Origin of the sequence: Lactococcus garvieae subsp. garvieae (assembly GCF_029024465.1) — a bacterium.
Classification (GTDB): Bacteria; Bacillota; Bacilli; order Lactobacillales; family Streptococcaceae; genus Lactococcus; species Lactococcus garvieae.
The window spans coordinates 529995-543024 of sequence record NZ_CP118950.1 but is presented as its reverse complement, the minus strand read 5'-3'; the positions used below and the strand labels follow the sequence as shown (position 1 = coordinate 543024).

At 40.1% G+C, this 13030-nt stretch carries 15 protein-coding genes; 6 read left to right on the top strand and 9 right to left on the bottom strand.

What is annotated here, in order from left to right:
• Positions 1-12: 12 nt before the first annotated feature.
• A complete protein-coding gene (locus tag PYW30_RS02720; RefSeq protein WP_004258888.1) occupies positions 13-522 on the bottom strand; it encodes an SAG1386/EF1546 family surface-associated protein in 510 nt (169 codons plus the stop codon).
• A gap of 45 nt (positions 523-567) precedes the next feature.
• On the opposite strand from PYW30_RS02720, the gene PYW30_RS02715 reads away from it, so the two are divergent.
• The 5 genes from PYW30_RS02715 (at position 568) to PYW30_RS02695 (ending at position 4453) form a co-directional block, all read left to right on the top strand.
• Positions 568-771: a ferredoxin gene (locus tag PYW30_RS02715; protein ID WP_004258891.1), complete on the top strand. Its 204-nt coding sequence runs from the start codon at positions 568-570 to the stop codon at positions 769-771.
• Positions 772-1023: 252 nt separating this feature from the next.
• Positions 1024-2013: a mannose/fructose/sorbose PTS transporter subunit IIB gene (locus PYW30_RS02710; RefSeq protein WP_004258895.1), complete on the top strand. Its 990-nt coding sequence runs from the start codon at positions 1024-1026 to the stop codon at positions 2011-2013.
• A gap of 30 nt (positions 2014-2043) precedes the next feature.
• Positions 2044-2847, top strand: coding sequence for a mannose/fructose/sorbose family PTS transporter subunit IIC (locus tag PYW30_RS02705; protein ID WP_004258897.1), 804 nt, complete (start codon positions 2044-2046; stop codon positions 2845-2847).
• A 22-nt stretch (positions 2848-2869) separates the two neighbouring features.
• Positions 2870-3967: a PTS system mannose/fructose/sorbose family transporter subunit IID gene (locus tag PYW30_RS02700; protein ID WP_042218841.1), complete on the top strand. Its 1098-nt coding sequence runs from the start codon at positions 2870-2872 to the stop codon at positions 3965-3967.
• Positions 3968-4072: 105 nt separating this feature from the next.
• A complete protein-coding gene (locus PYW30_RS02695; RefSeq protein WP_004258908.1) occupies positions 4073-4453 on the top strand; it encodes a DUF956 family protein in 381 nt (126 codons plus the stop codon).
• A 71-nt stretch (positions 4454-4524) separates the two neighbouring features.
• Here PYW30_RS02695 and PYW30_RS02690 read toward each other — a convergent pair whose 3' ends face one another.
• On the bottom strand, positions 4525-5202 hold the full coding sequence (locus tag PYW30_RS02690; RefSeq protein ID WP_004258912.1) for a YitT family protein: 678 nt from the start codon (positions 5200-5202) through the stop codon (positions 4525-4527).
• A 344-nt stretch (positions 5203-5546) separates the two neighbouring features.
• Between PYW30_RS02690 and serS the strand changes: the two genes are divergently transcribed.
• Positions 5547-6818, top strand: coding sequence for a serine--tRNA ligase (serS, locus tag PYW30_RS02685; protein WP_004258917.1), 1272 nt, complete (start codon positions 5547-5549; stop codon positions 6816-6818).
• Positions 6819-6851: 33 nt separating this feature from the next.
• On the opposite strand, the gene phoU is transcribed toward serS, so the two are convergent.
• The 7 genes from phoU to PYW30_RS02650 all read right to left on the bottom strand — a co-directional run bounded on the left by phoU (position 6852) and on the right by PYW30_RS02650 (position 12956).
• Positions 6852-7505, bottom strand: coding sequence for a phosphate signaling complex protein PhoU (phoU, locus tag PYW30_RS02680; protein ID WP_003134981.1), 654 nt, complete (start codon positions 7503-7505; stop codon positions 6852-6854).
• A 55-nt stretch (positions 7506-7560) separates the two neighbouring features.
• The gene (pstB, locus tag PYW30_RS02675; RefSeq protein ID WP_004258923.1) at positions 7561-8322 is read right to left on the bottom strand and encodes a phosphate ABC transporter ATP-binding protein PstB; all 762 of its coding nucleotides are present in this window, start codon (positions 8320-8322) and stop codon (positions 7561-7563) included.
• Positions 8323-8335: 13 nt separating this feature from the next.
• Complete coding sequence (gene pstB / locus PYW30_RS02670; protein WP_014024392.1) at positions 8336-9139, bottom strand: phosphate ABC transporter ATP-binding protein PstB; 804 nt, start codon at positions 9137-9139, stop codon at positions 8336-8338.
• An 18-nt stretch (positions 9140-9157) separates the two neighbouring features.
• Positions 9158-10045 (bottom strand): phosphate ABC transporter permease PstA, encoded by an 888-nt coding sequence (gene pstA / locus PYW30_RS02665; protein WP_004258930.1) that lies wholly within the window; start codon positions 10043-10045, stop codon positions 9158-9160.
• Positions 10045-10968 (bottom strand): phosphate ABC transporter permease subunit PstC, encoded by a 924-nt coding sequence (pstC, locus tag PYW30_RS02660; RefSeq protein ID WP_004258934.1) that lies wholly within the window; start codon positions 10966-10968, stop codon positions 10045-10047. Before pstC ends, pstA begins: the two co-directional genes overlap by 1 nt.
• Before the next feature lie 14 nt (positions 10969-10982).
• Entirely contained in the window at positions 10983-11834 is an 852-nt protein-coding gene (locus tag PYW30_RS02655; protein ID WP_004258942.1) for a phosphate ABC transporter substrate-binding protein, read from the bottom strand.
• 228 nt (positions 11835-12062) lie between these two features.
• Positions 12063-12956 (bottom strand): PstS family phosphate ABC transporter substrate-binding protein, encoded by an 894-nt coding sequence (locus PYW30_RS02650; protein WP_004258947.1) that lies wholly within the window; start codon positions 12954-12956, stop codon positions 12063-12065.
• Positions 12957-13030: the final 74 nt, after the last annotated feature.

Here is a 13030-nt window from a genome sequence, read left to right as displayed (position 1 = left end):
AAATACTTTTTTTTATTTTAATTTTAATACTTGCCCAGGTGATATTGGTGAACCATCGGCATTGTATCCTGTTGCTGAGATATTATTAAGACTTGCAATTACAGACCACGCAACACCTGTCTTCGCTGATATCTTGCTTGGATCATCTCCAGCTACAATAACATAAGTTCCTCCCTCTTCAGTGGAAGATTCTTCAGTAGTTGGTGGCGGAGCTACAGTACTTTCTTCTGGTTTCACTTCTTCAGTCGTCTGTTCTGTTTGTTGCTCCGTGGTTTGCTCTACGGTTTTTTCTGGATTTTCCTGAGCAAATCCACCGCTATGTTGCGTTTGATTATTCCAAAGAATAAAGGCAATCATGAAACCAACCAACAAAAACATTGTCACGACAGTAAAGGTTAAAGCACGTGAAGTTAATGACTTGTTATTGTGTTTTTTTCTTGGCTTGCTGCCCGAACGACTTTTTTCGGAATCTGCTTTCATGGCCTTATAGATTTCTTTATCCCACGGTTCTTTTTCTGCCACTTCTTTTTCCTTTCCTTTTTTATTTTTTTATATTATCATCATTGTATGAAAGTAAACATAATACCAGAAAATTGTATTGCATGCGGCCTTTGTTATTTACATGCTCCAGAAGTCTTCGATTACCATGATAACGGTATCGTTAAATTTAATAATTCCGATAAACTGGAAAAAGAATATATTTCTGATGATAAAATAATAAGTGCAGCCAAGGATTGCCCAACAGCTGCGATAAAGATTACCAAATCTTAAAACCTTAAACTCTGTTATTTATTTTAACATAAAATTACTTCTTTATCTAACTATTTCGTGATTTTAATTAAGTATTTTCATTATATATACAGCTTGTTTTTCACCGACAAGTTGTTTTTATTTTCGCTCTTTAAATTAAAAAATCAGATTTATGAAACCAGTTTCACAAATTTTTGCAAATGTTTTCAATTTGTAGTATACTAGGACAGTAATAATTATATTATATAAAAATTTTATAAGGAGGTTACTCAATTGAGTATCGGAATTGTTATTGCGAGCCACGGCGAATTCGCTGCAGGCATCAAGCAATCTGGTTCAATGATCTTCGGTGAGCAAGAGAAAGTACAAGCTGTCACTTTCATGCCTAACGAAGGACCAGACGACTTACGTGCCAAAATCGAAGCCGCTATCGCAACATTTGATGCTGAAGATGAAGTCCTTGTCCTTGCTGACTTGTGGAGCGGTTCTCCATTTAACCAAGCAAGTGCTGTTATGGGTGCCAACCCAGAACGTAAGGTAGCTATCATCACAGGCCTCAACTTGCCAATGCTTATTCAAGCCTACACAGAACGTATGATGGATGCTTCTGCTGGTGTTGAACAAGTTGCTGCAAACATTATTAAGGAAGCTAAAGCTGGTATCAAAGCATTGCCAGAAGAGCTTAATCCTGCTGAAGAAAGCGCTGCACCAGCTGAAGCTGGCGTAAACGCTACTGCTATCCCAGAGGGTACTGTTGTTGGTGACGGTAAGATTAAAATTAATCTTGCACGTATCGACTCACGTCTTCTCCACGGTCAAGTTGCCACTGCTTGGACTCCAGATTCAAAAGCAAACCGTATTATCGTTGTTTCTGACGCTGTTGCCAAAGATGAGATGCGTAAAACACTTATCACACAAGCTGCACCTCCAGGTGTTAAAGCCAACGTTGTCCCTATCAAGAAAATGATTGAAGTTGCTAAAGATCCACGTTTTGGTGAAACTAAAGCCCTTCTCTTGTTTGAAACTCCTCAAGATGCACTTGCTGCTATTGAAGGTGGTGTACCTGTAGAAACACTTAACGTGGGTTCTATGGCACACAGCACAGGTAAAACAATGCTTAACTCAGTATTGTCTGTAAATAAAGATGATGTTGCCGCTTTTGAAAAGTTACGTGATCTCGGCGTTAAATTTGACGTTCGTAAAGTCCCTAACGATTCTAAATCTGACTTGTTTGCTTTGATTAACAAAGCAGACGTTAAGTAAAATTAAATATTATTAGGAGAAATTTATAAAATGAGTATTATTTCAATCATTTTAGTTCTTATCTTCGCGTTCTTAGCTGGACTTGAAGGTATCTTGGACCAATGGCAATTTCACCAACCAATTATCGCCTGCTCATTGATCGGTATCGCTACTGGTCACATGGCTGCAGGGATCATCTTGGGTGGTTCATTGCAAATGATCGCCCTCGGTTGGGCTAACGTTGGTGCCGCTGTCGCACCTGACGCTGCACTTGCTTCTGTCGCTTCTGCTATCTTGATGGTTCAAGGTGGTAACTTTGACTTGACACACATCACTGGTGTTATCGTACCTGCCGCTATCTTGTTGGCAACTGCTGGTCTCGTACTTACTACTTTGGTTCGTTTCCTCTCAGTTGGTATCGTTCACTTAGCTGATGCTGCTGCTGAAAAAGGTTCTTACTCAGGTGTCGCTGGTTGGCACATGTTCGCACTCCTTCTTCAAGGTTTGCGTATTGCTATCCCTGCTGCAATCATCCTTGCTATCCCTGCTGAAACAGTAACTGCTGCTTTGAACGCAATTCCTGATTGGGTTTCTAAAGGTCTTGCTGTTGGTGGTGGTATGGTTGTTGTTGTTGGTTACGCAATGGTTATCAACCTCATGGCAACTAAAGAGCTATGGCCATTCTTCTTCCTCGGATTTGTACTCGCACCACTTTCTTCAATCACTTTGATTGGTATGGGTATCCTTGGTGTTGTTATCGCTCTTATCTACCTCAATCTTTCTAATACTGCTGGTAACGGTGGAACTGCTTCTTCAAGTGGTGACCCAATCGGCGATATTCTCAACGATTATTAATTAGGAAGGAGATTTTATAAAAATGGAAAATACAAATAAAAAGTTTAGCCTTTCTAAAAACACACGCTTGAGCGTTATGTTCCGTTCAATGTTCCTTCAAGGTTCTTGGAACTACGAACGTATGCAAAACCTTGGTTTCCTCTATTCAATCATCCCTGCATTGAAACAGTTCTACAAACCAGGTTCTGAAGAAGCTAAAGAAGCTTTGAAACGCCACATGGAGTTCTTCAATACTCACCCATATGTAGCCGCACCTATCGTCGGTGTTACATTGGCCCTTGAAGAAGAAATCGCTAACGGTGTCGAAATCGATGAAGCAGCTATCCAAGGTGTGAAAGTCGGTATGATGGGACCTCTCGCTGGTATCGGTGACCCTGTCTTCTGGTTCACAGTACGTCCTATCGTTGGTGCCATCGCTGCCTCACTTGCAACTGGTGGTTCTATCATCGCTCCAATCTTCTTCTTCGTTGTTTGGAATGCAATCCGTATCGCTTTCTTGTGGTATACACAAGAGTTTGGTTACAAACAAGGTACTGCAATTACAAGCGACCTCGGTGGAGGAATGCTTCAACAAATTACTAAAGGTGCATCTATCCTTGGTATGTTCATCCTTGGTGTATTGATCCAACGTTGGGTTAACATCAGCTTCACTGGTCCTAACGCTATGCTCCCATCTAAACCTTTGGCAGATGGTGCTTACGTTGGTGAATGGATCGATAAAGCTGGTAAAGTCGTTGTTCAAGGTGCCCAAACAGGTACTACAGGCGACGGTGTTGCTAAGTTTGATTGGTTAGACCAAGCAGGTAACGGTGTTGGTAACGGTGTTGCTGGTCAAGGCGGTTTCGCACATTACGTAACTGTTGATCAACTTAACACAGTTGATGGTTCTACATTGCACAACATCTTAGGTCAAGTATCATCTGGTCTTGGCTTGAGCCCAGAACAAACACAATCACTTCAAGACGTGTTCAATTCATTAATTCCTGGATTTATCGCATTGCTCTTGACTTTCCTTGTTCTTTGGATCTTGCGCAAATGGAAAAACAAAAACGCACCATTGTTCATCATCATTGGTATGTTCGTTCTTGGTATCGTACTTCACGTTGCAGGTCTTGCTTAATAAGATTTTAAAACAAGAACAAAATCGTCGTGTACTCGCGGCGATTTTTTATTAAGATTATTTTTGATATAATAAATATATTATAATATCGTTAGGAGCACTAAATTGGCACAATCACTGAATACTAAAGTCGACTTTACCACTGCTGGTATTGCTTATCTTGGCTTTGCTGAATATGGTAAAATTATGATTGGAGACCGAGCTTTCGAGTTTTTCAATGATACAAATGTTGAAAAAAACATGCAATTCCCTTGGGCCTCTATTAAACGTGTGGAAGGTGATGTTTCTGTTTCCAAAAATGGAAAAGTAAAAATTGGACGTCAGTTTATTATTGTCTTTCGTAATGAGCAGAAAGTTCGTTTTGCTGCCAAAGAGTCTGGAACTGTCTTAAAATACATCCGACAATATATTGGAAATGAAAAAGTCGTCCGTCAAAAAGGATTCTTTGATAAATTCTTTAGCCTCTTCCGTCGTAAAAAGAAATAATAGATAGCCTCCCTTTGAGGCTATTTTTTGACAAAAAAAAACATACTGCACATGCACCATGATTTTCTAGGTTAAGTATCTGTTCTGTTTCTTTCACGTCTAAATAAATTAAAATATAGAACATCTAAAATCTTATCACGGTAATCTTTCCGCCCAATAAAGCGTGTGACTTTGCTAAAAATATAGCATGACAAGAGAGTGACAGCAAAGTTTGGAAAGGCCAGATAAGTCACTAAAGATAGTCCCATAACGACGATATCAATACCAAATAAGACACGATCAATCGTAAATTGCCAGCGATCTTCCATAATTCGACTCAGGAGGATTGAACCACCGAAAGTTCCGTTGGATACTACAACAAGTCCTGCTCCTATTCCTGATAAAATACCGTCAGAAATGCCAGCGAAAATAATTTGGTTAAATTGAAAACCGTTAATTCCCATCGCCTCATAGGCCAGCATCCATAAACTCATCGCAGCAGCACCAGGAACACTCAACAAAAGTTCTCTTCGGCTCAACAGCTTCCAACCAAAAAGGAACAAGGGAATGTTGACGACAAAGAAAGTCAGTGCTGGATTGATTCCAAAAACAAAATCAACAAATACTGAAAAACCTGCAATCCCATTACTTGCCAAATAATTAGGAATAACAAAAAGTCTTACCGATAAAATATAGAAACCCACTCCTATAATAAGAACAATTAAATCTTTTATAAACTGCTTATCTATCTTTACTCCAATGATTGACATCGTTCCCCCCCTTTATTCTATAATACCATTTAGAATTTCAAAGCACTAATGATTTATGAGGCGCTTGCAAAGTTTTAAATTTTCTGATAGAATGACAATAGAAGTCAGTTTTGAGACTATCTTTTCCGAGAGAGCTTGTGGTTGGTGAAAACAAGTAAAGATTCTTTAAACATTCTGCTTCTTGCTTGATTTTATCCTATGAAAGTAGGAACGTGTTTCTCGCGATAAGGGAACTAAAGTCCTGTCCCTATGACAGGAAATTTAGGTGGAACCGTGCTAATAGCGCCCTAATTCTTCTTTATGGAGAATTAGGGCTTTTTATTTTATATTAAAAAGGAGATTTTATGCTTGATATCAAAAAAATCCGTGCAGACTTTGACGGAGTAGCCGCAAAATTGGAAACACGTGGTGTTAAAAAGGAAACACTGCAAGAACTCCATGAACTCGATGTACGTCGTCGTGAACTGATCGTACAATCTGAGAACTTGAAAAAAGAACGTAATGCCGTATCTGATGAAATCGCGTTGATTAAACGTGAAAAAGGTGATGCATCTGAAAAAATCACTGCCATGAAACAAGTTTCTGCCGATATTAAAGTCATTGATGCTGAGCTTGCAGATATCGAAGAAAAGTTGACTACATATACAACAACGCTCCCTAACTTGCCACATGACGATGTGCCTGTAGGTGCTGATGAGGATGATAATGTCGAAATTCGTCGTCATGGCCAAGCGCCTGAGTTCAGCTTTGAGCCTAAGCCTCATTGGGACTTAGGAGAGTCTCTTGGCATCCTTGATTGGGAACGTGGCGGTAAAGTTACAGGTTCTCGTTTCCTCTTCTATAAAGGCGCTGGGGCGCGTTTAGAGCGTGCCTTGTATAACTTTATGTTAGACGAACATGCTAAAGAAGGCTATACTGAAATGATTACACCTTATATGGTCAATCAAGAGTCTATGTTCGGTACAGGTCAATATCCAAAATTCAAAGAAGATACTTTTGAAGTAAATGATGACCGCGGTTTTGTGCTCATTCCTACGGCTGAAGTACCTTTGACCAACTACTACCGTGGTGAAATCTTGGATAATGCTGAACTTCCGGTTTACTTCACAGCAATGTCTCCTTCATTCCGTTCTGAAGCTGGTTCAGCTGGACGTGATACACGTGGCTTGATTCGTTTGCACCAGTTCCATAAAGTTGAAATGGTCAAATTTGCTCGCCCTGAGGAATCTTACGATGAACTAGAAAAAATGGTTGTCAATGCCGAAAACATTCTCCAAAAACTCGGTTTAGCTTATCGTGTCATCGCACTTTCTACAGGTGATATGGGCTTCTCTGCTGCTAAAACTTATGACTTGGAAGTTTGGATTCCAGCTCAAAACACTTACCGTGAAATTTCAAGTTGTTCAAACTGTGAAGACTTCCAAGCACGCCGTGCCCAAATCCGCTATCGTGATGAAGACGGCAAAGTGAACCTACTTCACACTTTAAATGGTTCTGGTCTTGCGGTCGGTCGTACAGTTGCTGCCATCCTTGAAAACTATCAAAACGAAGACGGTTCAGTAACTGTCCCTGAAGTCCTTCGTCCATATATGGGTGGTTTAGAAGTTATTAAATAAAAGAAAAAAACTTGCAAAAGCAAGTTTTTTATTTTACAACTCAACGATATTCCCGGATTTCAAGTAAACAATCCATTCACAAAGATTGACAGCATAGCCAGTGATACGTTCTAAGAAAACAAGAGTCATCAAGTAATCTTTACCTGTAGTGATTGTTTCTGTATTTTCTTTCATCGCTTCCAAGATTTTTTCTTGGATTTCACCGCTCATGTTTTTAACTGTTTGGTATTGATCCGCGATTTCACGAGCGCGTTTGTCATTGCCTTGAATATAAGCATTCAATGAAGCGTCAACGACTGATTTTACTTTTTCACCTAACAGGGAAATATCTTCTTCGACTTCATGGATACGTTCTTCACCTTTAAGGTTGATTGCCGCTTTGGCAATTGAAGTCACGTGATCGCCCATACGCTCCAAGTCACTTGAAGCTTTAAGTACTGTGATAATCGTACGTAAGTCCCCTGAAACCGGTTGTTGCAACGCAATCATTTCCAGTGATTTTGTTTCTAATTTAGTTTCCAATTGGTTAATCATTTCATCGCTTGTGATGACATCTTCTGCCAACTCACGATCATGACTCACAAAGGCACGAACTGCTTTATTCAATTGTGCAGATACTTGTGTTCCCATTGAATAAAATTGGTTGTGAAGTTTATTGAGTTCTTCTTCGAATTGTGTACGTAACATTTTTTCTCCTCTTAACTAAGCTCAGAGCAATAGGTGCTCCTTACATCATACCATATTATCCAAACTTACCCGCAATATAATCTTCTGTTTCCTGTTTTTCAGGGTTAAGGAAGATTTTTTTCGTGTTGTCCATTTCAACTAAGTCACCATTGAGCATGAAAGCAGTACGATCAGAGATACGTGAAGCTTGTTGCATGCTGTGCGTAACAATAGCTAAAGTATAATCTTCTTTAAGTTCTAAAAGTGTCTCTTCTACATGTCCTGCCGAAATCGGGTCTAAGGCTGACGTTGGCTCATCAAGCAAGATAATTTTAGGATTGACAGCAAGCACACGTGCGATACACACACGTTGTTGTTGTCCACCAGATAAACCAAGTGCTGAAGTATGAAGAATATCTTTTACTTCATCCCAAATATTTGCGGCCTTAAGCGAATTCTCAACAACTTCATCGAGCAAAGCCTTGTCTTTTACACCTTTGAGACGCAAACCATAGACAACATTTTCATAAATTGAAAACGGGAAAGGATTAGGTTGCTGGAAGACCATGCCGATTTCTTTACGAAGATCTACGGTATCCACTTTGGGGCTGTAGATGTTATGGCCTTTGTACATGATTGCGCCCGTAATTGTTACGGTTGGAATTAAATCGTTCATGCGGTTAATCGAGCGCAAAAGTGTTGATTTCCCACATCCAGAGGGGCCAATAAGTGCTGTAATCTCATTAGGATAGAATTCCATATTGATTTGATTGAGCGCTTTTTTCTTACTATAATACAGCGAAAGGTCGCTGACTGTTAAAATTGCTTCTTTTGTCATATTGTCCTCTCGATTATCCAAAGTGTCCTGAAACATAATCTTCTGTCGCTTTAAGATTTGGCTGTGTGAAGATTTTGCTTGTCTCATCGTATTCAATCAAGTCGCCTGAATAGAAGAATGCCGTATAGTCAGAAACACGACTGGCTTGTTGCATATTGTGCGTCACGATAATGATCGTATAGTCTTTCTTCAATTCGGTCATGGTTTCTTCAATTTGCATTGTAGAAATAGGGTCCAAAGCTGAGGCCGGCTCATCCATCAAGATGATTTCTGGTTTAACTGAAAGGGCACGCGCAATACATAAACGCTGTGCCTGTCCACCAGAAAGTGCCAAAGCGGACTTGTTTAGATTGTCCTTAACTTGCTCCCATAAAGCGGCTTGCTTAAGGGAAGTTTCCACGATTTCATCTAATTTTTTCTTGTCTTTTATCCCTTCACGACGGTGGATAAAAGCGATATTTTCATAGATTGATTTTGGGAAAGGATTTGGTCTTTGGAAAACCATACCGATTTGTTTACGGACTTCGTAAACATTGACTTTAGGGTCACTAATATTGACCCCTTCATACATGATTTCACCTGTTACTCGTGCACCATCAATCGTATCATTCATACGGTTGAGTGCGCGGAGATAAGTTGATTTACCAGAACCTGAAGGGCCAATTAAAGCCGTCACTTGATTTTTAGGAAATTGCATAGAGACACCGTGAATTGCTTCTTTTGTGCCATTATAGAAAACCCGCAAATCGTTTGTTGAAAGAGCGATATTTTTGTCGAAAGTCAAAATGTGACGTTCGTTCCAATCATAAGTTGCCATATTTTTCTATATTCCTTACTAATTTCCAGATGTGAGTTTCTTGTGGAGACGATTTCCGAGGAAACGTGCCCCAAGGTTGAACAGCAAAACAAAGATAATCAGTACTGCAGAAGCTCCTGCAGAAATCTGAGTTGCTGTTGCGATTGTTCCTTCAGTATTCAAAGCCCAAATATGTACGGCCAATGTTTCAGCAGGACGGAAGAGTGACAAGGGGCTTGTCAATGACATAGGATTCCAGTTGGCCCAGTTGATGGGCAAGTTGGTTTGACCCGCAGTATAGATCAAGGCCGCCGCTTCACCGAATACACGGCCTGAAGATAAGATAACCCCTGTTAAAATCCCCGGTACAGCTGCTGGCAAGATGACTTTAGTCGCTGTTTCCCATTTTGATAAACCAAGAGCCAAGCCACCTTCACGTTGCATTGTTGGAATAGCACGGAGTGATTCCTCAACATTACGTGTCATCAAAGGGAGGTTGAAAACTGTAAGTGCGAGGGCACCGGATAAGACAGAGAAACCAAGCCCAAACTGAATCACGAAGAGTAACATACCGAAGAGACCCACAACGATTGAAGGGAGTGATGATAAGACCTCAATCGCTGAGCGAACTGCACCAGTCAACCAATGTTTTTGATTGGCGTATTCTGAAAGGTAAATTCCCGCACCCAATGAAAGTGGAATTGAGATAATTAGAGTCACAACTAATAAGTAAACTGAGTTAAAAAGTTGAACAGCAATACCGCCGCCAGTCAATGGATTTGAAGGCGTTGTTAAGAATTCCCAAGATACAAAAGGTAAACCTTTAACCAAAATATAAATCAAGAGAAAAGCGAGTATTGCAACAATGATGCCTGAAAGTGCATAGAGCACGCCAGTGGCAATTTTATCTGTGCGTTTTGCATTCATTATTTAAGGCTCCCTTTCTTAGCGATAGCACGCATCGCAATGTTAAATACCAATGACATGAGGAGAAGGAGGAGTCCAAGTGACCAAAGGGCATTCAATTGAATACCTGGTGTCGCATTTGGAATACCTGATGTCAAAATTGAAGTTAAAGTTGAAGCCGGAGAAACCAGATCCTGTGGCATTGTTACAGCATTACCGACAACCATTTGGATAGCCAAGGCTTCACCAAAGGCACGCGCCATACCAAAGATTACCGCAGTTAAAATCCCAGGTGCTGCAGCACGAAGTAAAACACGCCAAATGGTTTGCCAACGTGTTGCACCTAAACCAAGTGAAGCTTCACGATAATGAGGTGGGATGGCTTTAAGCGCATCGACAGTCATTGAAGTAACCGTTGGTAAAATCATAACAAAGAGTACAAACACACCCGCAAGCAAACCAAGTCCCGTTCCACCAAATGTATTACGTATAATAGGTACAACAACCGTCAAACCAATAAATCCATAAACAACTGAAGGAATACCTACCAAAAGTTCAATAACCGGTTGTAAAATTTTCGCACCATATTTTGGCGAAATTTCTGTCATATAGATTCCTGCACCGATGGCAAAAGGTGTCGCCACTAAAGCTGAAAGCACCGTAACGATTAAAGATCCCGCAAACATCGGTAAAGCTCCAACCGCAGGTTTCCCGTCAGGGCCAATTGCTCCAGGCTCCCAGTGTGTTCCAAAGAGGAAACGGAACGGATTCACACCATCCACAAAGAAAGTTGAAAGACCTTTTTGAGCGACAAAGACCAGAATAAGTCCAACGACAAAAACGATAATTGCGATACACAAGAATGTCAATGTCCTACCAAATTTTTCCAAGCGCGAATCTTTTGAGCTTGAAAGTAATTTTTCTTTAATTTTTGAGTTTTCCATAACTACCTTACTAATTATTTAATTGGTGTAACTTTACCTTTATAATCACGATCAACTTTCATCTCTGTTACAGGGATGTAGCCGAGTTTTCTCAGCGTTACTTTGTCATTTTTAACATAGTTGATGAAGCGATTTTCTACAAAGTTCTCATTTTTATTGTTGGTGTACATATGTTCGTAAGACCAAATTTTCCACTTGTTGGTCAGTACATTTTTATCTGTAGGTTCAACCCCGTCCAAGTTCAATGGTTTAATTCCTGGTTTGTGGATATAGGGGAACGAAACGTATGAGATTGCACCTGGTGTTTGACCAACTAATTGAACAACCGAACCGGAAGCATCTTGTGTAGGGCCATCAATTTCACGCGCACCATTCAAGGCAAGATTATCAAAATTAACACGTGTTCCTGAACCTGCTGTCCGTCCGATAACCGTAATTTCTTGATCTGGACCACCCACTTCTTTCCAGTTTTTTACTTTCCCCGTGAAAATATCAATAAGTTGGTCTTGAGTGACGTTGGAGAGGTCCAGATTTCGGTTCACGATTGGTGCAAAACCGACAACTGCAACCTTATTCCCTGTAATTTTAGAGGCATCAATTCCGGACTTTTCCTCAGCAAAGATATCTGAGTTACCAATTTGGAAAGAACCTGCGACAACTTGTGCAAGTCCGACACCAGAGCCCCCACCTTGAACCATAATAATATCTTCTGGATATTTCTTCATATAGTCCAGGGAAACTTGTTCAACCAGTGGTTTCATTGCCGTTGAGCCACCTACTGTAACTTGATTTGAGTTGGGCGCACATGCCGCTAAAGTCACAAGACTCATTGCTGCAAATAAAGCCATTAAAATTTTCTTTTTCATATCCTTATTTTAGCATAAATCAACCATAAATAAGGAAAAGCTTACCGTTTACAATGTAAATAGTTTGTAAACGGAACGGCAAAGAGAGCACCTGAGACACGGCTCAAGTACTCTTGCTCTTTACATTATCATTAAGAACAAGGATTCTTTAAAAGCATAAGTTTTTGTGCAGTAAAGTCAGGGGTATGAAAAGAAAATTTAATGCTTTACTCTGCTCAATCTTGCTTCTTATTTGTTTGTGATTTTTCCTTGAGCGTCACGTTCAACTTTCATATCAGAAACTGGGATATAGCCAAGTTCCTTGATTGTTTTTGTATCTTCAGTAACGTATTTGATAAAATCTGTTTCAGCTGCTGTTTCTTTATCTTTATTGGTATACATGTGTTCGTATGACCAAACTTTGTAGCTGTTGTCCGCAACATTTTCATCTGTTGGTTTTACATTATCAATGCTGACTGCTTTGATATCTTTACTCTTATCAAGGTAAGAAAAAGCAACGTAAGAAATCGCACCTGGTGTTTGAGAGACCATCGTTACCGCTGTACCTGAGGCATCTTGCGTTGGACCCTCTACTTCTTTTTCACCACCAAGAGCCAAATTATCAAAGTTCACACGTGTACCTGAACCTGCTGCACGTCCGATAACTGTGATTTTTTCATCCGGACCTCCAACTTCCTTCCAGTTCTTCACTTTACCCGTGAAGACATCTTTAAGTTGTTGTGTTGAGAGATTGTCAATATTAATATCTTTATTTACAATTGGAGCAAATCCAACGACAGCTACTTTATGATCGTTCAATTTAGAAGCATCAATTCCTGATTTTTCTTCTGCAAAGATGTCAGAGTTACCGATTTGGAAGGTTCCTGTTGAGACCTGAGTCAAACCTACACCGGATCCACCACCTTGTACAGTGATTTGAACTTCTGGTTTTTTAGCTGTATACTCAGTTGAAGCTTGTTGAGCCATAGGTTGCAAAGCTGTTGAACCTCCAGCTATGATTTTACCTGAAGCTGGCGTTGAGCCCTCTGAGCTGCTATTAGATGATGAATTGCCATTTCCACAAGCTGCAAGCGTCAACAAAGCTGCACCAGCGATAATTCCAGAAAGTAACTTTTTATTCATGAGATTTTCTCCAATAATTTTCTATATTCTGCGTAAGCTCTTTTGCTTACAATACTATCTTAACACTGTTGGCC